Below are 23257 nucleotides of genomic sequence, written 5' to 3' on the forward strand. Positions count from 1 at the left end.
TCCGCTGTTCCCAAAGTTAAGGAGTGAACGCATGAACAGAATCTATCGACGTCTTTGGAGCCGTACCCGGCAGTGCTGGATTGTAGCGAGCGAACTTGCCTGTTCACGGGCAAAAGCGACGCGAGGTGGTCGCTGTCCGGCGCTGATTGTTTCGCTGCTGTTGGTGCCGGCACTGGTGCAGGCCCAATCGGCGCCAAGCGAAGAGACCGTGGATGCCCTGGAGACAGATCATGCGCTGAAATGGGCATTCGGTCTGCCAATGGGATTGCTATCCACCATCAAAGCCGGTCCCGCGCCGGTTCGCCAGGTCTCACTGACAACCGACTATGGGTATCGAGACTCTACGGTGGATGGTGACCACCTGGTTGTGCTGGGATCGCGTTCCAGCCTCGTGGGCAGTACCTCGGTCGGATATGGGAATCTGATTGAATCCCGCGGCGATCACAACGTTGCAGTAGGCTTCGGTGTGAAAGTCAGACAGGGCTACAGCACGGCGGTAGGTGGGAGCGCGCTGGCCGATGGTGTCGGTGCGACCGCGTTTGGCAGCAACGCAAAAGCCTACACCAACAATTCCATTGCCGTCGGTAGCGGATCCTCCACCGACAATGGCGCAGGCGTCTCTAAGATCGCCATCGGCGGCGATGCGCGCGCCGGAACCGGTGGCTGGACAGGTGCGATGGCGATCGGTGGAAACGCCAGCGCCACCCACGACAGCGTCGCTCTGGGCTACCAGGCAGCTACCACCACCACCGGCGCGGTGGCACTGGGAAGGGGTTCGCTAGCCAATGAGGCCAATTCGGTTTCGGTTGGAAATGCCTCGACAAAGCGTCGCATCGTCAACCTCGCTGATGCGCGTCTGAGTACCACCAGTACCGATGCGGTGACGGGTAAACAGTTGCATGCGACCAATCAGAATGTCGCCACTGCAACCAGCACCGCCAATACCGCGCGCACCACGGCTAACACCGCTAAAACCACCGCCGACAGTGCGCTGGCCAAGGCGAACCAAGCCACCGATCTGATCAGCCAGACGGCCGCAAATGGCCAGGTGCGATTGGGCGCAAACAACACCGGTACTGTCATCGATGTAAGCAACAAGAGCGGCGCCAAGCGCCGTATTCAGAACATCGAAAATGGCGTGCTTAGCACCGGTAGCACCGATGCTGTGACGGGACAGCAGCTGCATGCCACCAACCTGGGCGTCACCAAAGCGCAGTCAACTGCCGACGCCATCAGCACACGCCTCAGCGCAACGACGCTGGCAGTGGGCTCCGGTGCCAGCGCAGCGGGGCAGTACGCCACCGCTACCGGGCACAACAGCAATGCCAGTGGCGAACGCGCCTTTGCCGTCGGTGTGAATTCCCTGGCCAGCGGTGCCCATAGCAGTGCCATGGGGAGTGGTGCGAAAGCGACGCACACCAACAGCATTGCATTGGGTGCCGGTTCGGTCACGTATTCCAACAACTCGGTGTCGGTGGGCAACGCCACCACCAAACGCAAGATCCAGTATGTTGCCGATGGTGGCCTCAGCGCCGGAAGCACCGACGCAGTGACGGGCAGCCAGCTGTTTGCCACCAATCAGAACGTAGCCGCAGCCCAAAGCACGGCCACCGCGGCGCAGACGTCCGCAGCGGCAGCCAAGAGCGGCGCCGATACCGCGCTGGCCAAGGCCGACCAGCTGGGCGGTCTGGTGGGGCAGGTAGCGGCCAACGGCAACGTCCGGCTTGGTGCCGAGAATACGGGCACTGCATTGGATGTTCGAAACAAGTCCAACGCCAACCGCACCATCAGCGGCGTGGCGGATGCAGGCCTAACCAGCACCAGCACCGAGGCGGTGACCGGCCGCCAGCTACATGCGACCAATACCCAGGTGACCACTGCGCAGAACACCGCCACCGCCGCACAGACCGCAGCGACCGGTGCCAGAACCGTGGCTGACAATGCGCTGGCCAGGACAATCGCGCTCGATGGCCTGGTTCGCCAGACAGCCGCCAACGGCAGCGTGCGGCTGGGCGCCGAGAACACTGGCAATGTGCTGGACGTACGCAACAAAGCCAACGCCAATCGCACCATCAGTGGCGTAGCCGACGCCGCGTTGAGCGCCGCCAGCACCGAGGCAGTGACAGGTCGCCAGCTGCATGCAACCAATACGCTGGTCACCACCGCGCAGAACACGGCCGTCGGGGCAAAGACCACTGCGGATGATGCGCTGGGCAGGGCCACCGTTCTGAGTGGTCTGGTGGGCCAGGTCTCGACAAATGGCAACCTGAGGCTGGGTGCCGACAACACCGGCACCATTCTGGACGTAGCCAACAAGTCCGGCGGCAAGCGCCGCATCTACAACATTGCCAATGGTGTGCTCAGCGCGGGCAGTACTGATGCGGTGACCGGACAGCAACTGCACACGACCAACACGAACGTGGAGACCCAGCGCCAGACGCTGGCCGCGCATTCGTTGGCGCTGTCGGATCAATCGGGCCTGATTGCCGGTAACCGGAGTGATCTGGATGCGCTGCGCAGTGAGTTCGACGACTTCGATCCGGATCTGGAAGGCGTGGTGAGGTTTGAGGTCGACGGTGCAATCGACTTGAATGGCGGAAAGGTTCGCGGCGTTGCGGCGGGGGATATCAGCTCAGCGACGAGTACCGAGGCTGTTAATGGTGGGCAGTTGTTTGCCACCAACTCACGGGTTTCGAACATCGAGGAGCAGAGTCGATTCTTCGTAGTTGGCAGTGACTCGCTGAGTGAGGAGGCGAGGGCTGGTCTTCTTGGGGTTGCTATCGGTGATGGTGCGGAGGCGTCTTTGAATGAAGAAGGTGCCACTGCCGTGGGGGCATTCGCTGCCGCAAGGGGCAAGAATTCAGTTGCGCTTGGTCGGGCCGCACACGTGCAAGAAGGTGCGGAAGACGGCTTTGCCTTGGGGGGGCGGTCCCAAGTGAAGGCCTATGGTGGCGTTGCGTTGGGTGCCGAGAGCCAGGTTCTGGCAGCCGGTGGCGTTGCGCTCGGACTTCAGTCGATTGCGGACGAAAGCAATACGGTTTCTATCGGAAACGCTGCGCTCAAGCGACGGCTGACGAACATCGCGCGTGGTACCGACGGCCACAATGCGGTCTCTGTAGACCAGATGACTGAATCCCTCGCAGCGTTGGGTGGCGGTGCAGGCCTTGACTCCATTGGCAACATCGTCGTACCCACCTACAACCTCCAAGGTGGAGTACAGAACAACGTCGAAGATGCGCTGCTTGCGCTGGACGGCGCTGTCACCACCGGAGCGAAACGCGCGAGTCAGGTAGAAGAACAGCTGCGCTCTGTGTTCCAGGAAGGTCCTTCGGTTCGTTCCGATGGCCTGAACCAGCTCACCCTTGCCGGTGCGAACGGCATGGTGCTGTCGAACCTGGCCGATGGGCGGATCGCGGCTGGAAGTCGCGATGCGGTGACGGGTAACCAGTTGTTTGACGCCAAGCAGGAGATCGCACGCAATCGTGGTGATCTGGATGAGCTGCGTGGCGAGCGCGATGGACTCTCGTCGCGTGGGCTGCTGTCGGCAGAGCAGGGGGGCGTGATCGACTTCGGCGGCGCGCGGTTGACGGGGGTTGCCGATGGTGCGGTTTCAAGCCAGAGCCGTGATGCCGTGAACGGCGGGCAGTTGTTCGTGACGAATCAGCGGATTGACGCCGTTCAGGAGCAGAGTCGATTCTTTGTTGTTGGGAGCGATGGTCTCAGTGTCCCGGCTCGGGCTGGTCTCCTTGGGGTAGCTGTGGGCGATGGCGCAGAGGCGTCATTAAGTAGCGAGGGCGCGACTGCGGTCGGTGCATACGCAACCGCTCGCGGCAAGAATTCAGTTGCCCTTGGTCGGGCCGCATATGTGCATGAGGGCGCGGAAGACGGCTTTGCCCTGGGTGGCAGGTCCCACGTGAAGGCTTATGGTGGAGTTGCGTTGGGTGCCCAGAGTCAGGCTCTGGCAACCGGCAGCGTTGCGCTGGGGCTTCAGTCGATTGCAGACGAGAGCAATACGGTTTCCATTGGGAGCTCTGCACTCAAGCGACGCCTGACGAACATCTCGCGCGGTATCGACGGCCACAATGCGGTCTCCGTAGATCAGCTCAATGACTCTCTCGCCACTCTTGGTGGTGGTGCTCGAATAGACGCGAACGGCAATATCGTCGGCCCAACCTTCAGCCTCCAGGGCCGCACTCAGGGCACGCTCAACGATGCTCTGGAGACGCTCGACTCAGCTGTCATCACCAGCGCGTCCCGCGTAGACCGCGTCGAGTCCCAACTACGCTCGGTCTTCCAGGACAGCTCCACCCTCCGCTCCGACGGCCTGAACCAGCTCACCTTCGCCGGCGCTAACGGCATGGTGCTCTCCAACGTCGCCAACGGTGCGATCGCCGCCGGCAGCCGCGACGCGGTCAATGGCGGTCAACTGCATTCCCTGCAGCAGCAGCTCAACGGCCGTGTAGACGGGCTGGAGCAACGCATCGACGGTCAGCCACAGTCGCGCGCACTCAGCGTGGCCTCGGTGGAAGCGCCGTCGGCTACGCCAGCACACTCGCCGGTAGCCGATGAGTCGGTCACGCCGCCCGTGGCAGATACCCCCGTGGCCGACACCGGCGCTGCACCGCCGGTGGCCCCGCAGGCCAACAGTCCCAAGGCCGAATCGCCCACCCCGCAGGTCGATACCGCCGATCTGGAAAAGATGCTGGCCCGCGCCAACGAGTACACCGATGGCGCCATCAGCAACTTCGAACGTCGCCTGGACAAGATGGACAAGCGCTTCAACCGCATGGCCGCGATGAGCAGTGCGCAGACGGCCATGGCCATGAACACCGCCGGCCTGGCCACCTACAACCGCCTCGGCGCGGGCGTGGGCTACGCCGAGGGCGAGTCGGCAATGGCGGTGGGTTACCAGCGCGTACTCAACGACAAGGGCTCAGCCACCTTCAGCCTCAATGGTGCGTTCACCAACAGCGGTGAACGCAGCATGGGCGTGGGTGTGGGCATCGGCTGGTAAGCCATGGCGCCCCGGCGTGGTGCGCGTAACGAGCCCCGCCGCGCCGGGGCCATTGCAGAGGAGATTGCAATGTACAACTTCATGAGCCGCTTCATGACCTACCGGCGCTACTACGTCTGGCGCGCCCGCATCCGCTACGTCACCCACGACATGGATACGTGGACGCTGGCGTGCCTGGTGTTGATGATCTGCATGGGGCTGATGGTGTGGGGGTTCTGGCGCGTGGTGAACGTGCCGCAGCCGCGCATCCATCCGGAAGCCGCCGCCGTGCGGGTGGAAGTGCTGACCGACGAAGCGATCCATCGCATCGTGCTGGTACGCCACGGCGGCACGACGCCGGGTCATCCTTTCTACAGTGCCGCGGAGATCCGCGGCAGCACCCAGCGCACGTTGCGGGTGCGGCAGACGCTGCAGGACCCGGTACCGATGAAGCTGCAGGCGGACATGTACGCGGACATCGCCGACTACATCAACGCTACCGGTGCCTGCATGCCTTTTCCCTGCCGCCGCGTGAGTTTCCGCATCGAACAGCTGCAGCGGTCGGGGCACGAGAGTGCTGTACGCAACAAGGCCCTGGCCGAGATCCTGCAGGTGCCGTGGTATCTGGTACCGAATCTTGATGGCGAACGCATGCGCGTGCGCAGTGGCTGGGCGGATGATTTCCAGGACGTGTACTCGCACGCCTGGAACCTGCATGACCTGCAGAAGATGCATGCGCGCATGATGGCCGAGTACCCGTACCGTGCCGCGGTGCCGTGGCTGGCACGATTGGCAACCCCGTCCGAGGAACAGCTGATCTTCCCGTAGCGCCGAGCCATGCTCGGCTGTCCTCCGCGCAGATCGCGGCAGCCCCGAGCCGAGCATGGGCTCGGCTCTACGTCCGTCAGCCGCCGATGTAGGCGGTGATCTCCGTCTCGGCCAGCAACTGCCGCAACTGCGTGGCCGACGCCCGGCGCATGGGCTTCTCATCCACCGGCGACAGCGGCGCCTGGCGCAGGGCGTCGTAGGGCAGTACCGCCAGATCGAAGGTCAGTTCTTCGGCGCTGAACACCCACACCGGTACGTCCAGGTTGCGCTCGCGGTCCAGCCGCAGGCGCCGCGTACGCGATTCGGCGGGGATGCGATGTTCGTCCAGGAAGCGATGCACGGCCTCCGGGTCGTCGCTGTGCAGGTGCAGCTGCACGGGGCTGTTGGCATCGGCAGTGCCGTCAAGCACGGGTCCGGCCAGGCGCGGCGAGAAGCCGTGCAGGAACTCCAGCGCGCGCAACGCGGACTCGCGCCGCCGCTGCAGTTCGTTGCCGTGTTGTGGGCCGGAAAACAGCCTCTGGTACTCGCGCAGGGCCTGTTCTATCTCGACGTTGCGGGGCAGCGAGGCATCGTCGTGGATGCCGAGGCGGCTGGCGGCCTTGAGTTTGGCCTGGTGGAAGTCGCGGATTCCGCCTTCGGCCATCAGCCGGGCGGCTTCGTGGGCGAGGCGATGACGCCGTTCGCGGGTCTGGCTGGCAGCATGCTGGTGAGCGCGGTGCATGCGATGACTCCCTGTTGCGACCTGGCTACAGACTAGCGCAGGCATGTGACATCTGCGTGGGTATTTAACGGAGGTGCCAACGAGGGTTGGCGTTCACCCGAGCAAGAGGGTGCCGTTGATGCTGTAGAGCCGAGCCTATGCTCGGCTGCTCTACCGCGGACCCCCGGAGCCGAGCATGGGCTCGGCTCTACAAAGGGCAGTGCCAACCAACGGTTGGCACCCACCGAACCTGCGCCTTTAGAAGATATCGAACGCGGCCGCGTCGGCCTGCGGGGTGCTCTGCAGGTTGAGGTCGTAGTCGGTCAGGCGGTCCATGTCTTCCACCTTCACCCACTCCACCGCGCCGTTGAGGGTGGCCTGGACCATGCCGCTCGGCGGTTCGTTCTGGGCGATCGGGGTGTCCTTCAGCGCGGTGCGCATGTAGTCGATCCAGATCGGCAGGGCCGCCTTGCCACCGTATTCGCGGTAGCCCAGCGAGCGGAAGTCGTCGCGGCCCACCCACACGGTTGTCACGTACGGGCCGCCGAAGCCGGAGAACCAGGCATCGCGGTGGTCGTTGGTCGAGCCGGTCTTGCCGCCCACGTCCTCGCGGCCGAGCACCTTGGCCTGCGCGCCGGTACCGCGCTGGACCACGTCGCGCATCATCGACACCAGCTGGTAGGCAGTACGGGCGTCGATCGCACGCGGTGCGGTACGCGCGTCCGGGTTGACCGGTGCGGCCGGCGTTTCGGACTTGGCTTCCGGCTTGGCGGCGGCGGTGGCGTCAACCTTCGGGGCCGGGGCGCCGAAGTTGAAGCCGTCCACCACCTGGTTCACCGGCTGGTCGCTGCTGCCCGCGCAGTCGCGGCAGGCCATCGCCGGGTTTTCCTTGAACACCAGGTTGCCATCGCGGTCGTTGACCTGGTCGATCAGCCAGGTGTCCACGCGCGAGCCGCCATTGGCGAACACGGCATAGCCGCGAGCGACCGACAGCGGCGTCAGCGAGGCGGTGCCCAGCGACATCGACAGGTTCGGCGGCAACTCGGATTCGGCAAAGCCGAACTGGCTGATGTACTTGCGCGCGTAGTCCACGCCCATGCCATCAAGCAGGCGCACCGAGACCAGGTTGCGCGACTGCACCAGCGCCTCACGCAGGCGCATCGGGCCACGGAAGCCACCACCGTCGTTCTGCGGCGCCCAGGTCTTGCCGCGGCGGTCGCGGAACACGACCGGGGCGTCGAGCACGATCGAGGCCGGGTTGTAACCCTTGTCGAAGGCGGCCGCATAGACGAACGGCTTGAAGCTCGAACCCGGCTGGCGACGGGCCTGGGTGGCACGGTTGAACTTGTTGCCGGAGAAGCTGAAGCCACCGACCAGGGCCTTCAGTGCGCCGCTGTGGGCGTCCAGCGAGACCAGCGCGGACTGGCCGCGCGGCAGCTGGTCGAGCAGCCACTCGCCCTCCTTGGCACCGGCGCGCACGCGCACGATGTCGCCACGCTGCACCAGCTTGGCCGGGCTCTTGTTGGCCCACTTGGCCGCACCAGCCGGCAGCACGATCTCGCTGCGATTGGCCAGGACCACGGTGGCACTGCCGTCGGCACCGGTGCTGGCGACGATCGCCGGCAGCAGGCCTGCCTGGCCGAACATGCCGCGCAGGTGCTCTGCCAGTGCAGCGGCATCATCGCCGGCGCCCAGCTGTACCTGCTTTTCCACGCCGTGCCAGCCGTGGCGATGGTCGTACAGCAGCAGGCCGTCACGCACCGACAGGTTGGCGGCGGTCTGCAGGGTGGAATCGATCGTGGTGGTGACGTGGTAGCCCTTGTTGACCACGTCGCCGCCGAAGCGGGCGATCATCTCCTGGCGCACCAGTTCGGCCACATATGGGGCATCGACCTGCACCGGCGGCTCATGCGCGGTGGCATGCATCGGCACGGCCTTGGCCGCGTCGGCCTCGGCCTGGCTGACGAACTTCAGGTCGGCCATGCGCTGCAGCACATAGTTGTCACGGCGCTGGCGGGCGCGCTCCGGGTTGGAGATCGGGTTGCCCGAGGACGGGAACTTGGGGATGCCGGCCAGCGAGGCCATCTCGTCCAGGTCCAGTTCGCCCAGCTTCTTGCCGTAGTAGAACTCGGCAGCGGCCGCCACGCCGTAGGCGCGGTTGCCGAAGAAACTCTTGTTCAGGTACAGCTCGAAGATCTCGTCCTTGCTCAGCTCGGACTCGATCTTGCGCGCCAGCAGGATCTCGGCCAGCTTGCGGGTGTAGCTGTACTCGGAGCTGAGGAAGAACTGGCGGGCCACCTGCTGGGTGATGGTGGAGCCACCGGGCACGCGCTTGTCGTTGGTGGTGGCCAGCAGCCATACCGCGCGGCCGATGCCCTTGTAGTCCACGCCGCCGTGCTCGTAGAAGCGGGCATCCTCGGTCGCCAGGAACGCCTGCTTCAGCTTCTCCGGCACGTCCTTCATGGTGATGGGGGTACGCCGGGTCTCACCGAACACCGCCATCAGCTTGCCATCGGCAGCGTAGACGTACATCGGCTCCTGCATTTCCACGTCGCGCAGGGTCTGCACGTCGGGAAGCTTGGAAGAAACGGCGTAGTACAGGCCGCCAACGGCGGCCGCTCCGACCAGCGCCAAGACCAGGACAACAAGAAAGATCCAGCGCAGCCAGCGGCGGAGACGGGTCATCGGTGTCAGATTCCGATTGCGAATTTCGTGGTCGCAGAGTATAGATTACGCAAGGTGGCGGCTGGGGCCGGCACTGGGGAGTGCAAGGGGACGCCAGGGGCTGCGTGTTCATCCTGTGAGGGATGTCACAGCAGGGCGGTTGCCATTTGCTAAGAATACGTTATTAATGCGCGGACGCAGCTCTTGCGTCCAAGTGCCCGTCGGCAGGGGAGAAACCGTGGGGCTCATCCCAAAAAGTCAGTCGCCACTCATTGGCGTCGACATCAGTTCGACTGCGGTAAAGCTGTTGCAGCTTTCCCGTAGCGGCAACCGTTTCCGTGTGGAACATTATGCCGTGGAACCGCTGCCGCCGAACGCGGTGGTGGAGAAGAACATCGTCGAAGTGGAGGCCGTGGGAGAGGCCATCCGCCGGGCGATGAACCGTTCCGGCAGCAAGGCCAAGCTGGCCGCTGCGGCCGTGGCCGGTTCGGCGGTGATCACCAAGGTGATCCCGATGCCGGCCGACCTGGACGAGAACGACATGGAAGCCCAGATCGAGCTGGAAGCGGTCAACTACATTCCGTATCCGATCGAGGAAGTGAACCTGGACTTCGAGGTGATCGGGGCGATCCCGAACAACCCGGAAATGGTCCAGGTGCTGCTGGCAGCCTCGCGTTCGGAAAACGTTGAACTGCGCCAATCCGCACTGGAACTGGGGGGCCTGCAGGCCAAGGTGATGGACGTGGAGGCCTTCGCGGTCGAGAACGCCTTCGCCCTGGTGGCCAGCGAGCTGCCGGTGTCGGCCGAGGGCGTGGTTGCTTTGGTCGATATCGGCGCCACCATGACCACCCTCAACGTACTGCGCGGTGGCCGCAGCCTGTACAGCCGCGAACAGGTGTTCGGTGGCAAGCAGCTGACCGACGAGATCATGCGCCGCTATGGCCTGAGCTACGAGGAAGCCGGTCTGGCCAAGCGCCAGGGCGGGCTGCCGGAAAGCTACGAGATGGAAGTGCTGGAGCCGTTCAAGGAAGCCACGGTGCAGCAGATCAGCCGTCTGCTGCAGTTCTTCTACGCCGGCAGCGAATTCAACCGGGTCGACCACATCGTGCTGGCCGGCGGCTGTGCTGCCCTTGCAGGCCTGCCGGAGATGGTCGAGGAACAGCTGGGCGTGCCGACCGTGGTCGCCAACCCGCTGGCACAGATGACCCTGGGGCCGAAGGTGCAGGCGCACGCGCTGGCCCAGGACGCCCCCGCGCTGATGATCGCGACCGGTCTGGCGCTGAGGAGCTTTGACTGATGGCACGCATCAATCTATTGCCCTGGCGCGCCGAACGGCGCAAGCAACGCCAGCGTGAGTTCGGCATCATGTTGGGCATGGCCGCCCTGGGTGGCCTGCTGCTGTCGCTGTTGATCTGGTTCTACTACGACATGCAGGTCAGCGGGCAGAGCGATCGCAACGCCTACCTGCAGACCGAGATCGACAAGGTCAAGGAGCAGAACAAGGAAATCGACCGCCTCGACGAGCAGAAGAATCGATTGCTGGCCCGCAAGGCCGTGATCGAGCAGCTGCAGGCCAAGCGCTCGCAGATGGTCCACCTGTTCGATGCGCTGGTCCGCACCATCCCTGATGGCGTGGTGCTCACCGCCCTGCAGCAGGAAGGCGACGTGCTGACGCTGGAAGGCCGCACCCAGTCCAACGCCCGTGTCTCGGCCTACATGCGCAACCTCGAAGTCTCTGGCTGGATGACCAATCCGGAGCTGGCGATCATCGAGGCGCGTGAGCCGGACAAGGACAAGGAAGGACGCGCGACCGGTCCGGTGGCTGACATCAAGGCATTGCCGTACGTGTTCAAGGTCAAGGTCAAGCTGCCCGCGCAGAGCGAGGAAGCAGCGACCACTCCGGGCCTGAACCCTGATGGCAGCGTGGCCGGCACCGCGCCGGTGGCACCGACGGTCGCACCGCTAAGCGCCGGCCCCGACGCCGCGGCACCTGCCGCTGCCGCACCGCAGCCGGGATCGACGCCGGCACCGGCAGCCACGCCTGCAACGGCTCCGGCACAGGCCCCGGCACCAGCGGCAACACCTGCGCCGGCCAAGCCTGCGCCCGCCGCACCGGCAACCAAGCCTGAGGGCAGCCGCCTGGCGCAGCCGCCGCAGGCCTTCCACGCCCCGCTGCAGGGGGATCGCGCATGAGCAAGAAAGTCGACATCAAGAACCTCGATTTCAACGACATCGGCAACTGGCCGCAGCAGGCCAAGATCGTCTTCTGCGCGTTGCTGGCGGTGGTGATCATGTTCGTGGCGTGGATGCTGCTGATCAGTGGCAAGCGCGAGGAACTGGCCGGGTTGGAGTCGCAGGAGACCACCCTGCGCGAGGAGTTCACCAAGGAACAGCAGCGTGCGGTCAACCTGGAACCGTTGAAGCAGCAGCTGGCACAGATGGAGCAGGTCCTGCAGCAGATGCTGCGGCAGCTGCCCAGCAAGACCGAAATGCCGGACCTGATCATCGACATCTCGCAGACCGCGCTGTCCAGCGGCCTGTCCAACGAGCTGTTTGAGCCCGAACAGGAGCAGATCAAGGAGTTCTACGCCGAGAAGCCGATCAAGCTGCGGATGGTGGGCAGTTACCACCAGTTCGGTGCCTTCGTCAGCGGCGTGGCCTCGTTGCCGCGGGTCGTGATCCTGACCATGCACGACATCAACCTCAAGCCGAAGGACAAGACCGGCGGCAACATCCGTGCCGGTGCGCTGGAGTTGTCCGGTACGGTCAAGACCTACCGCTACCTGGACGAGACCGAGGTCGAGGAACAGCAGAAGGCTGAAGCGGGCAAGGAGGAAAAGAAGTGATCCGTTCCTTCATTGCACGTGGTGGGATGGCGTTGACGGTGCTGCTGCTGGCCGCCTGTGGTCGCGGCGTGACCAGCACGCCGGGTGATGCACCCAACCTGGAAAAGTGGGTCGAGAGCGAGCGTGCGCGACCGGCACAGCCGCTGGAGCCGCTGCCGGTGATGCAGCAGTTCGAGACCTTCGAGTATTCCGCGCAGGGCATGCGCGATCCGTTTACCGATGCCTGGACCAACCCGCAGCAGGGGAATGGGGGACTGCGGCCAGACCCGAACCGGCGCAAGGAGCCGATGGAAGGCTTCCCGCTGGACGCGCTGGACATGGTCGGCACCATCGGAACAGGCGCCGGCACCGTGGCGCTGGTGATGGGGCCGGACAAGGTGACTTACCGGGTGCGTCCCGGCGGTTACCTGGGGCAGAGCGACGGGCGGGTCACCGCGGTCTTCGAAGACCGCGTGGAGCTGATCGAACTGGTGCCGGATGGCGCGGGTGGCTGGCTGGAACGTCCAGCAACGCTCGCGCTGGAAGATCAATGATCGTTTACTGGGGATAGCACGATGACCTTTCACCAAGCCAAGGGGCTGCGTCCCATCCGGCGCTCTACCTTGAACCGCATCAGCGCGCTGGGAGTCGCGTTGATGCTGGCCTGCGCTCCGGCGCTGGCCGCCGCACCGTCGGAAAAGCCGACCGGCACGGCGCTGGCAGCCACGCCGGCCGCTGCGCCGGCAGGCCTGTCGGTTGCACGCATCGATTTCAAGCGTGGCGATGACGGCGCGGGCCGCCTGATCCTGCAGTTCGACGGCCAGGGCGCCATGCCCGACCTGCGCAGCCAGGGCAACAGCGTGGTTGTCGATGTCGGCAACGCACGCCTGCCGGCCAACCTGCAGAAGCCGATGAACGTCACCGACTTCGCCACTCCGGTGCAGCGCATCGACGCCAAGCCGTCCGGGGCCGGCACCCAGCTGGTGCTGAGCACGGGCGGTCCGGTCGAGTCGCTGGCCTACCAGAGTGGCAACGAGTATGTGGTGGAGATCAGCCCGCGCCAGGCCCAGGCTGCCGTTGGCGCAGTCACTGCCGGCAGCGTGACCCAGGCCGCCAAGGGCGTGCCGCAGCGCGGCTACGCCGGCAAGCCGGTGACCTTCAACTTCCAGGATGTGCCCGTGCGCACTGTCCTGCAGCTGATTGCCGAAGAGTCGAATCTGAACGTCGTGGCTTCCGACTCGGTGCAGGGCAATGTGACCCTGCGTCTGGTCAACGTGCCGTGGGACCAGGCACTGGATATCGTGCTGCGTGCCAAGGGCCTGGACAAACGCCGTGACGGCAGCGTGGTGTGGGTTGCGCCGCAGTCCGAACTGGCCAAGTTCGAGCAAGAGAAGGAAGACGCGCGCATCGCGATCGAGAATCGCGAAGACCTGGTGACCGACTACGTCCAGATCAACTACCACAGCGCCACGCAGATCTTCAAAGCGCTGACCGAGGCCAAAGGCATCGGTGGCAACAACGCCGGTGGTGGTGGTCAGGGTGGCAGTGGCTCGATGTCGCAGGAAGACAGCGGCTTCCTGTCCTCGCGCGGCCGCATCGTCGCGGATGAACGCACCAACACGCTGATGATCAGCGACATCCCGAAGAAGATCGCGCGGATGCGCGAGCTGATCAACGTGATCGACCGCCCGGTCGACCAGGTGCTGATCGAGAGCCGCATCGTCATCGCCACCGATACGTTTGCCCGCGAACTGGGTGCCAAGTTCGGCATCAGCGGCAGCCGCGACAACGTGTACTTCAGCGGTAACCTGGACGCCAACGCCAAGACCCGCCAGTCGCAGGTGGATACCGACAACGCCAACAGGAAGGCGGAGCGTGACTGGGAAGCCGGTGGTCGCGTAGGCCCGCCGCCGGTGTCGGTCGGTTCGGCGATCACCCGCGGCCTGAACTGGAACCTGCCGGTGGCTGCGACCAGCAACCCGGGCTCGCTTGCACTGTCGATCCTCAACGCGGGCTATCTGCTGGATGTCGAGCTGTCGGCCATGCAGGAAGAGTCGCGTGGCGAAGTGATCTCCAACCCGCGCGTGGTCACCACCAACCAGCGTGAAGCGTTGATCAAGCAGGGTAAGGAAATCGGCTACGTCACCATCAGCGCCAGCGGTTCCGGTGGTGTTGCCACCCCGAACGTGCAGTTCAAGGAAGTGGTGCTGGAACTGAAGGTCACCCCGACCATCACCAACGACAACCGCGTGTTCCTCAACATGGCGGTGAAGAAGGATGAGGTCGAAAGCTACATCGTGCTGGAAGGCTACGGCCAGGTGCCCAACATCAACCGCCGCGAGGTCAATACCGCCGTGCTGGTGGAAGATGGGCAGACCGTGGTGATCGGTGGCGTGTATGAGTTCACCGATCGCAACAGTGTCAGCAAGGTGCCGTTCCTGGGTGATGTGCCCTTCCTCGGCAACCTGTTCAAGAAGCGTGGTCGCAACAAGGACAAGGCCGAACTGCTGGTGTTCGTGACCCCGAAGGTCCTGCGCGTGGCCCGCCAGAACTGAGACGTTGCACCTGTTGCATCCGACCGGGGCCGCCACGTGCGGCCCCGCGTCGTTTGTGCCAGTAGATCCACCCCATGCATGGATGGGCGAGTAGATCCACGCCATGCGTGGAGGCTGTTCAGCCGTTCTTGATGCCAGCAGCCGGACGGCCTGCGATGATGTGGGGAACCCGAGCCATCCTGCGCCGGTCAAAGGCCCCCATGAACCTGCCTCCGCCGATGCCCGAATCCATTTCTCCGCCGCCTGCCCCCGTCATCTCGCGCCTGCATGCGGCCTTCAGCAACCTGCGCGATGCACTGTCGGCCGAGATCGTTGGCCAGGCGGCGCTGGTTGAACGCCTGCTGATCGCCTTGCTGGCCGATGGCCACCTGCTGGTGGAAGGCGCGCCGGGCCTGGCCAAGACCACGGCCATCCGGGCCTTGGCGGCGCGGCTGGAAGCAGACTTCGCACGGGTGCAGTTCACTCCGGACCTGCTGCCTTCCGATCTGACCGGCACCGAGATCTGGCGCCCGCAGGAAGGCCGTTTCGAGTTCGTGCCGGGGCCGATCTTCCATCCGATCCTGCTGGCCGATGAAATCAACCGCGCGCCGGCCAAAGTGCAGTCCGCGCTGCTGGAAGCGATGGGTGAACGCCAGGTCACCGTTGGCCGCCACACCTACGCGCTGCCGTCGCTGTTCCTGGTGATGGCCACGCAGAACCCGATCGAGCAGGAAGGCACGTTCCCGCTGCCGGAAGCGCAGCTGGATCGATTCCTGATGCACGTGCGCATTGGTTATCCAGACCAGACGGCCGAGTCGGAGATCCTGCGGCTGGCCCGCGAGCGCGCCCGGGGCGCGCTTGGCGAGGCCGCAGCGGCGCCGGAAAAGCTGCCGATGCAGGATGTCTTCGATGCGCGCCGCGAAGTGCTGGAACTGCACATGGCCCCCGCGCTGGAGCGCTATCTGATCGAGCTGGTGCTGGCCTCGCGCGATCCTTCGCGCTACGACGCCTCGCTGGCGCGCCGCATCGCTTGGGGCGCCAGCCCCCGTGGCTCCATCGCACTGGAACGGTGCGCACGGGCACGGGCGTGGTTGGCTGGGCGTGATTTCGTCACCCCCGACGACGTGCGTGCCGTGGCCGCCGACGTGCTGCGCCACCGGGTCCTGCCCAGCTATGAAGCCGTTGCCGAAGGGTGGGATGGTGAGCGCCTGGTGCAGGAGCTGCTGGCCCGGGTACCGGCACCCTGAGTGCGCGCATGACCGGCACGACCAACGGACCTGCTCCGGGAACCAGCGAAGGCGATGGTCTGCGACCGCAGCTGGCCGAGCTGGTGGCATTGCGCCGCCTGGCACAGCGTCCGCCGCCGCCTCGTCGAGGGCGCGCGGGCAGCGCAGGCCAGGCACCTTCGCCGCTGCGCGGACGCGGCATGGAATATGCAGAATCGCGCGAATACGTGGCGGGCGACGACGCGCGCCACATCGACTGGCGCGTCACCGCGCGCACTGGTCGCACGCATACCAAGCTGTTCCAGGCGGAACGCGAGCGGGTCACCCTGATCGTTGCCGATACGTCGCCTGCGCTGTACTTCGGTACCCGTGTGCGCTTCAAGTCGGTGCAGGCCGCGCGCGCGGGTGCCGTTGCGGCATGGTCCGCACAGCGTCGCGGCGACCGCATCGGTGCATTGCGCGGCAGTGATCGTGAAGCACCGATCGCCCCGGCCGGTGGTGCCCGTGGGGTACTGCGCGTACTCGACGCACTCACGCGCTGGTACGCGCAGCCACCCGCCGATGACCTCGGCCTGGAGCGCGCGCTGGACCATGCCGGGAGGGTGCTGCGGCCTGGCGCACGGATGTTGGTGCTGGCTGATCCGCAGCAGGCGATCCGCATTCCGCCAGCACGCTGGAGCGCACTTGCGCAGCACCATGACCTCAGCCTGCTGCTGCTGGTCGATCCGCTGGAGCTGCAACCGCCGGCGGCCCCCTTGCAGTTTCTTGCCGCTCAGCAGCGCATCGGCCTGGATCTGCGCCGCAGCGATGTGCAGGCGCACTGGCAAGCGCATTTCGTCGAGCCCCTGCAGCAGCTGCGCAGCCAGCTTGCCGCGCGCCGTGTCGATGTGCAGGTGCTTTCCACCAATGCGGCCAGCGACGCCTGGCTGGCACCGGCACCGACCGAGGTGCCGGCATGAGTGCCTCCCTGCCGCTGCGTGATGTGCAGTTGCCGACCTCGCCAGCGTGGTGGCCACCCGCACCTGGCTGGCTGATGCTGATCGCACTGGTTCTGCTGCTGCTGGCAATTTTTGCTGTGCTGGCATGGCGTCGTCGTCGCCGACACCAACAGTGGATGCGTGTGTTCGATCAGGAGATTGCGGCCGTGAACGGCGCGCCGTCGGAACTGGCAGCCATCGCCAGCCTGCTGCGGCGTGCGGCGCGTCAGGCACGCCCCGGCAGCGAAGCACTACGCGATGACGCGTGGTGGCAGCATGTCGATCCCAAGGACACTCTTCCGCCTGCGCAGCGCACTCTGCTGGCCGAGGGTGCCTATCGTCCTCACGTGGATGCCGCTGCTGTGGCCGACGTGCGCGCGTGGGCGCGGGCGCGTTATCTGGTGTTGCTGCAGGAGCGCCGTCGATGAGCGCGCTGGCAGCTTACTGGCCCTGGCCGGATCTGCAGCTGGCGTGGCCGCTGGCACTGCTGGCACTGCCGTTGCCGATCCTGATGTATGCGTGGAAACGGCGTGCCGAACCGGGCGCGGCGCTGCGCGTGCCGTACGCCGCTGCCGAACTGGAAGCACTGGCCGGTGGCGGGCGCATCGGGGTTTCCTGGTTGCGCAGCGGTTTGCTGTGGTTGGGCTGGCTGGCGCTGTGCGTGGCGATGGCGCGCCCGCAGCAGCTGGGTGAGGCGATCACCCCGCCACAGGAAGGCCGGCAGATGATGCTGGCGATGGACGTATCCGGCAGCATGAGCGAGCCGGACATGGTGCTTGGCGCACAGCCGGTCGAGCGTCTGACCGCTGCCAAGGCGGTGCTGGCTGATTTCCTCGACCGTCGTGCCGGCGATCGCGTCGGCCTGCTGGTGTTCGGCGATCGTGCCTACACACTCACGCCGTTGACCGCGGATCTGTCCAGCGTGCGCGATCAACTGCGCGACAGCGTGGTCGGTCTTGCCGGACGCGAGACGGCCATTGGTGATGCCATCGCGCTGGCGGTCAAACGCCTGCGCAACCAGCCCGAAGGGCAGCGTGTACTGATCCTGCTGACCGACGGCGTCAGCAACGCCGGTGTGCTGGAACCGCTGCGCGCGGCCGAGTTGGCGCGTGCCGAAGGCGTGCGCGTGCACACCGTGGCCTTTGGCAGCGACGGTAGCGCGCGGTTCTTCGGCATTCCCGTGGCCGCCGACCGCGACCCGGTGGACGAGGCAACGCTGCGCAGGATCGCCGAGATGACCGGTGGTCGCTTCTTCCGTGCGCGTGACACCGACCAGCTGGCCGGCATCTATGCCGAACTGGACAGGCTGGAGCCGATCGCCGCGAAGGGGCCGACACTGCGTCCGCGCGACGAGCGCTATGCATGGCCGTTGGCTGTCGCGTTGCTGCTGGGCGCGTTGGCGTGGGTATGGCCGGAGCGCCGCCGATGAGCGCCACCTTGCTGAAAATGCCCGACTGGAGCGCGTTCGATTGGAGCGCGCTGCATTTCCTGCGCCCGGACATGTTGTGGATGCTGGCAGCACTGCCGCTGATCGTGGCGGTGGCTGTATACCGGCACCGGCGCAGCGATGCTTGGCGACAGGCAGTCGACGCCCACCTGCTGTCCCATCTGCTGACCGCTGAGGGGAAGCGACGCGCGCGCCTGCCCTGGGCGTTGCTGCTGGGCTGGACCCTGGCTGCACTGGCGATGGCTGGACCCAGCTGGCGGCAGCAGGCGCAGCCGGTCTATCAGGCCAGCGCACCGCTGGTGGTGGTGCTGGATCTCTCCAGCCGCATTACCGCAACCGACCTTCCTCCCTCGCGCCTGCTGCAGGCGCGGGCGAAGATCGGTGCGTTGCTGCGCGCCCGCCAAGGCGGGCAGGTGGGTCTGGTGGTGTATGCCGAAGACGCCTATACCGTGGCGCCGTTGACCGACGACGCGGCCAACGTGGCGCTGTACCTGGACGCGCTGGCGCCGGAGGTGATGCCGCGCGATGGCCAGCGCGCTGATCGTGGCATCGACTGGGCGGTGCGGTTGCTGCGGCAGACCGGTGCTCTGCGTGGCCGGATTCTCCTGGTCAGCGACCAGGCCGACAGCGAAGCGATGCTTGCGGCAACGCAGGCGCGTGGTCTCGGCCTGCAGGTGTCTGTGCTGGGCCTGGGCACGCCGTCCGGCGCCGCCTATCGCGATGGTCAAGGCCAGATCGCTCAGGCCGCCCTGGATGAAACCAGCCTGCGTGCCGTCGCCACTGCTGGCGGCGGGCGTTACCAGCGCATCGCCAGCGATGATCGCGACCTGCAGGCATTGGGCGTGCTGGATGCCAGCGATGGCGGCGCACTGCAGCGGCCCGGACAGGCCCGGCAATGGCAGGACGAAGGCTATTGGTTGTTGCCGCCGGTGATGCTGTTGGCACTACTGGCGTTCCGCCGCCGCGCGGTGCTGGCGGCAGTGCTGGCCGTGGGTCTTCTGCCCTTGAGCGGGCAGCTGCAGGCGCAGCCGCGCGCGCCGACAGCTGCGCCGTCACCTGCAGCGGGCACGCTGTGGGAGCGTGCCGACCAGCGTGAGCATGCGCGCCTGGCTGCGGGCGTCCAGGCCTACCGCCAAGGTGATTTCGCTACTGCCCGCAAGCAGTTCGAAGGCATCGACAGCGACGCTGGCTGGTACAACCTCGGCAACGTGCTTGCCCGCCAGGGTGACTACGACGGCGCCATTGCCGCCTACGACAAGGCCTTGGCGCGGCACCCGCAGATGTCCGATGCCATCGCCAACCGCGCCGTGGTCGACGCTGCGCGCAAGCGCAAACCGCCGTCGAACAACAGCCAGGGGCAGGGCAAGGGGCGGCAGAAGCCGCAGCAGGGCCAGCCGCAGAATCAACCGGGCCAGCAAGGTCAGCAAGGCCAGCAGGGCCAGCAGAATCCGCAACAGGGTCAGCAGGAACAGAAGGGCCAGCAGAATCCGCAACAGGGCCAGCAAGGTCAGCAGCAACCGCAGGAACAGAAGGGCCAGCAGAATCCGGCGTCTGCAGGTTCCGGCCAGCAGGGTGCGAAGCAGGAGCCGCCGCAGGCGTCCGACGCGCAGGCCCAGGCGCAGGCCGACGCCCAGCAGCGTCAGCGCATGCAGCAGGCCCTGCAGCAGGCGCGCGCCGGTGAGGCTGGCAAGACGGCAGTGCGCGGCGATGGCGGCACGCCGCAACAGCGCGAGGAACAGCAGGCCGTGGAGGCCTGGATGCGGCGCGTACCGGATGATCCGGGGGCATTGCTGCGGGCCAAGTTCCAGTTGGAAAACGAACGTAGAAAGAGGGAAGGGCGATGACAGGCATGGCAAGCAGGCAATTCCGGTGGCCTCTGCCTGTGCTGGCGATGCTGCTGCTGTGGCTGCCGATGGTGGCCATGGCGCAGACGCGCGCCTGGCTGGAACAGGACAGCATCGCCGCCGGTGATGCGGTCACCCTGCACATCGAGACCGACGAAGGTGCACCGGACTATGCACCGTTGAATGCCGATTTCGCGATCAGCGCGCAGAGCAGCAATCGCCAGGTGCAGTGGAGCAACGGCGGCGTCCAGCAGCGCAACCTCTATACGGTTGCGTTGACGCCGCGCCGCACCGGTACGCTGCAGGTGCCCTCGTTGCAGGTCGGCAGTGCACGCACGGTGCCCTTGGTGCTGCAGGTAAGTGATGCCGTGGTGGCGACCCCGCAGAGCAATGCCACCGCCTTCATCGAAACCGAGGTGGATGACCCGACGCCCTACGTGCAGCAAAGCGTGGGCGTGGTGGTCAGGTTGTACTTCGCTTCGCAGCTGGCGTCGGGCGAACTGGTGCTCGACACCCCCAGTGGCGCGTCGCTGCAACGGGTGGGCGAGGATCGCAGTGACGTGCGCCAGGTCAACGGCCGTCGCTACAACGTGGTCGAGCGTCGCTTCCTGCTGATCCCCGAGCGCAGCGGTACGTTGCGCCTGCCCGGCGCGCGTTTCACCGGCCGCAGTGCAGGTGGCTTCTTCGATGACTTCTTCGGCAACGGTGGCGATGGCCGCATGAATGCCGTCGGTGCCGAACGCACGCTGCAGGTGCAGGCGCAACCGGCGCAGGCCGTGCAGCCGTGGCTGCCCCTGCACAGCCTGCAGCTGCGCTACACCGCCGCCCCCAGCACTGCGCGCACGGGCGAAGCGGCCACCGTGATGGTCGAAGCGATCGCCAACGGCGCTACCCGGGCCCAGTTCACCGATCTGCCCGTGCCCGACCTCGGCGATGCCGCTCAGGTGTTCGCCGAACCGGCCCAGTACGAGGAGACCTTCAACGGCAGTACGCCACGCCTGAAGATCACCCGACGCTATTCGATCGTGCCGCGGCAGGTTGGATCGCTGCGTGTGCCGGGGCCGCGCGTGGCGTGGTGGAACGTGGACAGCGGCAGTGCCCAGCAGGCCGGCCTGCCGGATCTGCAGCTGGCCGTGGTGGCGGGCCGGGCCGGCGCGCCCGTTGCGCAATCCATCGATACCGATGCCGCGCTGCCGGAAGACGCCCCACCTGCCGTTGCATCCTCTCTTGCACCGACCGCACCAGGTACCCGGCCGTGGCCGTGGATGGCCGCCGCCGCGGGTCTGGCCCTGCTGTGGCTGTTGACCCTGGCATGGGGATGGCGCCGTGGGCGCCATGCGGTCGCCCATGCCCGCCCGGTTCTCCGCACTGGGGCTACTGCACCTGCGCCGTCGTCGCGTGCCAGTGTGGCCGAGCTGCGCCGGGCCATCGATGGCGAGGGCTTCGACCAGGTGGAGGCGCTGCTGTGTTCGATGGCGGGCGTGGAGCGCCTGGAACAGGTGATCGAGCGCCTGGCCGACCCGGCCCAGCGGCAGACCCTGCAGGCGTTGCAGCAGGCGCGCTGGGGCGGGGTGGGCGATGTCACCGCGCTGCGGTCCCGCCTGCGCGAAAGCTTCCGTGACGGACCGCACTGGTCGGCCGCCACCAGCGCCGTCGACACTGGGCTGCCGCCGCTGTATCCACCGCGGCAACCCTGAACCGGCGCGGCTTGCGCGCTTTGTTAGAGTAGATTCATTTTTCGAGGAATCCCGCGCATGACAGCAGCTGCTGCCGACAAGAAGAAGTTGCCCCTGCATTGGAAGATGGGCATCGGCTTTGCGATCGGCCTGGTCCTGGGACTGATCGTGCATGCCCTGGGCGGCAGCGTCGAAGGCCTGCAGACCGGTGCCAAGTGGGTAATGGACTACATCACCACCCCGGCTTCGGGCCTGTTCCTCAACCTGATCTTCATGCTGATCGTGCCGCTGATCTTCTCGGCGCTGATCATGGGCGTGTCGGAGATGGGCGACATCCGCGCCCTTGGCCGCATCGGCTGGAAGACGTTGGCCTACACCGTGCTGCTGTCCGGCATCGCCGTGGGCATCGGCCTGGTGCTGGTCAACCTGCTCAAGCCCGGTGCCGGCGTCGACCCGCAGGTGGCCGCGCTGATGCTGTCGGAGAACGCCGAGCGCAGCAAGGAAATCGTGGCTGGCATCCATGGCACGCCGAAGGGCATGGACATGCTGCTGTCGATCGTGCCGAGCAACGTGCTGCAGGCCGCTTCGGACAATGGCGCGATCCTGTCGCTGATGTTCTTTGCGCTGATGTTCGGCATCGGCATGGTGCTGACCGACGAGGCCAAGGTGGCCCCGCTGCGTCGCGCCATCGAAGGCGTATTCGAAATCTCGATGACCCTGATCAACCTGGTCATCCGCCTGGCGCCGTATGCCGTGGCCTGCTTCATGTTCAACCTGGCCGCGCTGTTCGGCTTCGACCTGATCATCCGCCTGGGTGCCTACGTGGGCGTGGTGGTGCTGGCGTTGGGCCTGCACATGGTGGTGACCTACGGCACCGCGGTATGGCTGTCGGGGCGTTCGCCGCTGGCGTTCTTCCGGCAGACCCAGGAGGCCACGGTGATGGCCTTCTCCACTGCCTCCAGCAACGCCACCCTGCCGACCGCGCTGCGCGTGGCCGACCAGATGGGCCTGCCGCAGCGCGTGTCGCGCTTCGTACTGACCGTGGGCGCCACCGCCAACCAGAACGGCACCGCGCTGTTCGAGGGCGTGACGGTGATCTTCCTGGCCCAGTTCTTCGGTGTGGACCTGAGCATCGGCCAGCAGGTCATGGTGATGGCGGTCTGCATCCTCGGTGGCATCGGCACGGCCGGTGTGCCGTCCGGCTCGCTGCCGGTGGTGGCGATGATCTGTGCGATGGTCGGCGTCAATCCGCTGGGCATCGGCCTGATCCTGGGCGTGAACCACTTCCTGGACATGTGCCGCACCGCGCTGAACGTGACCGGCGATCTGGCCCTGACCACCCTAGTGGCCAAGGGCGAAGCGCCGGACACTCCGGCCGAGGCCGCTGCCGCCGCGGCCCGTCTGGACAACTGATTCAGGCAATACCTGATCGGGGTCGGAGCCCTTTCCGCAGGGAAGGGCTCCGACCCCTTTTCATAGGCGGAATCCAGCGGAAATCATGAAGTTGCCGGCCAGCGGCCGGCACGACCGCCTTGTTGGCCTG

Annotated in this window: 16 protein-coding genes; 14 read left to right on the top strand and 2 right to left on the bottom strand. The window is 66.0% G+C overall.

Annotation, left to right across the window (positions count from 1 at the left end):
- Nucleotides 1-31: 31 nt before the first annotated feature.
- Nucleotides 32-5014, top strand: a complete 4983-nt coding sequence (locus MRBLST15_RS11940) for an ESPR-type extended signal peptide-containing protein (protein ID WP_367785992.1) — start codon at nt 32-34, stop codon at nt 5012-5014.
- A gap of 69 nt (nt 5015-5083) precedes the next feature.
- Nucleotides 5084-5821 (top strand): hypothetical protein, encoded by a 738-nt coding sequence (locus MRBLST15_RS11945; protein WP_265952046.1) that lies wholly within the window; start codon nt 5084-5086, stop codon nt 5819-5821.
- A 76-nt stretch (nt 5822-5897) separates the two neighbouring features.
- On the opposite strand, the gene MRBLST15_RS11950 is transcribed toward MRBLST15_RS11945, so the two are convergent.
- Both MRBLST15_RS11950 and MRBLST15_RS11955 read right to left on the bottom strand, forming a co-directional pair.
- Nucleotides 5898-6542 carry a hypothetical protein gene (locus MRBLST15_RS11950; RefSeq protein ID WP_089236654.1) on the bottom strand — a complete coding sequence of 215 codons (645 nt, stop codon included), beginning with the start codon at nt 6540-6542 and terminating at the stop codon, nt 5898-5900.
- Between the two features lie 237 nt (nt 6543-6779).
- Complete coding sequence (locus tag MRBLST15_RS11955; protein WP_205406299.1) at nt 6780-9206, bottom strand: penicillin-binding protein 1A; 2427 nt, start codon at nt 9204-9206, stop codon at nt 6780-6782.
- Between the two features lie 217 nt (nt 9207-9423).
- On the opposite strand from MRBLST15_RS11955, the gene MRBLST15_RS11960 reads away from it, so the two are divergent.
- The 12 genes from MRBLST15_RS11960 (at nt 9424) to MRBLST15_RS12015 (ending at nt 23127) form a co-directional block, all read left to right on the top strand.
- The gene (locus tag MRBLST15_RS11960) at nt 9424-10482 is read left to right on the top strand and encodes a pilus assembly protein PilM (RefSeq protein ID WP_032951624.1); all 1059 of its coding nucleotides are present in this window, start codon (nt 9424-9426) and stop codon (nt 10480-10482) included.
- On the top strand, nt 10482-11378 hold the full coding sequence (locus MRBLST15_RS11965) for a PilN domain-containing protein (RefSeq protein ID WP_367785993.1): 897 nt from the start codon (nt 10482-10484) through the stop codon (nt 11376-11378). Before MRBLST15_RS11960 ends, MRBLST15_RS11965 begins: the two co-directional genes overlap by 1 nt.
- The gene (locus MRBLST15_RS11970; protein WP_265952048.1) at nt 11375-12031 is read left to right on the top strand and encodes a type 4a pilus biogenesis protein PilO; all 657 of its coding nucleotides are present in this window, start codon (nt 11375-11377) and stop codon (nt 12029-12031) included. Before MRBLST15_RS11965 ends, MRBLST15_RS11970 begins: the two co-directional genes overlap by 4 nt.
- Nucleotides 12032-12057: 26 nt before the next feature.
- Entirely contained in the window at nt 12058-12564 is a 507-nt protein-coding gene (locus tag MRBLST15_RS11975) for a pilus assembly protein PilP (RefSeq protein WP_080150643.1), read from the top strand.
- 21 nt (nt 12565-12585) lie between these two features.
- Entirely contained in the window at nt 12586-14565 is a 1980-nt protein-coding gene (locus MRBLST15_RS11980) for a type IV pilus secretin PilQ (protein ID WP_265952049.1), read from the top strand.
- Nucleotides 14566-14765: 200 nt separating this feature from the next.
- Entirely contained in the window at nt 14766-15791 is a 1026-nt protein-coding gene (locus tag MRBLST15_RS11985) for an AAA family ATPase (protein ID WP_367785994.1), read from the top strand.
- 8 nt (nt 15792-15799) lie between these two features.
- Nucleotides 15800-16729: a DUF58 domain-containing protein gene (locus tag MRBLST15_RS11990; RefSeq protein ID WP_367785995.1), complete on the top strand. Its 930-nt coding sequence runs from the start codon at nt 15800-15802 to the stop codon at nt 16727-16729.
- Nucleotides 16726-17175, top strand: coding sequence for a DUF4381 domain-containing protein (locus MRBLST15_RS11995; RefSeq protein ID WP_367785996.1), 450 nt, complete (start codon nt 16726-16728; stop codon nt 17173-17175). Before MRBLST15_RS11990 ends, MRBLST15_RS11995 begins: the two co-directional genes overlap by 4 nt.
- Nucleotides 17172-18176, top strand: coding sequence for a vWA domain-containing protein (locus MRBLST15_RS12000; RefSeq protein WP_367785997.1), 1005 nt, complete (start codon nt 17172-17174; stop codon nt 18174-18176). The genes MRBLST15_RS11995 and MRBLST15_RS12000 overlap by 4 nt, the downstream gene beginning before the upstream one ends.
- On the top strand, nt 18173-20038 hold the full coding sequence (locus MRBLST15_RS12005; protein ID WP_367785998.1) for a VWA domain-containing protein: 1866 nt from the start codon (nt 18173-18175) through the stop codon (nt 20036-20038). Before MRBLST15_RS12000 ends, MRBLST15_RS12005 begins: the two co-directional genes overlap by 4 nt.
- Nucleotides 20035-21735, top strand: a complete 1701-nt coding sequence (locus MRBLST15_RS12010; RefSeq protein ID WP_367785999.1) for a BatD family protein — start codon at nt 20035-20037, stop codon at nt 21733-21735. Before MRBLST15_RS12005 ends, MRBLST15_RS12010 begins: the two co-directional genes overlap by 4 nt.
- A 57-nt stretch (nt 21736-21792) precedes the next feature.
- Nucleotides 21793-23127, top strand: a complete 1335-nt coding sequence (locus MRBLST15_RS12015) for a dicarboxylate/amino acid:cation symporter (RefSeq protein ID WP_236512711.1) — start codon at nt 21793-21795, stop codon at nt 23125-23127.
- Nucleotides 23128-23257 lie beyond the last annotated feature (130 nt).

The organism is Stenotrophomonas sp. LST15-1-1.1 (assembly GCF_040815575.1).
GTDB lineage: Bacteria > Pseudomonadota > Gammaproteobacteria > Xanthomonadales > Xanthomonadaceae > Stenotrophomonas > Stenotrophomonas lactitubi_B.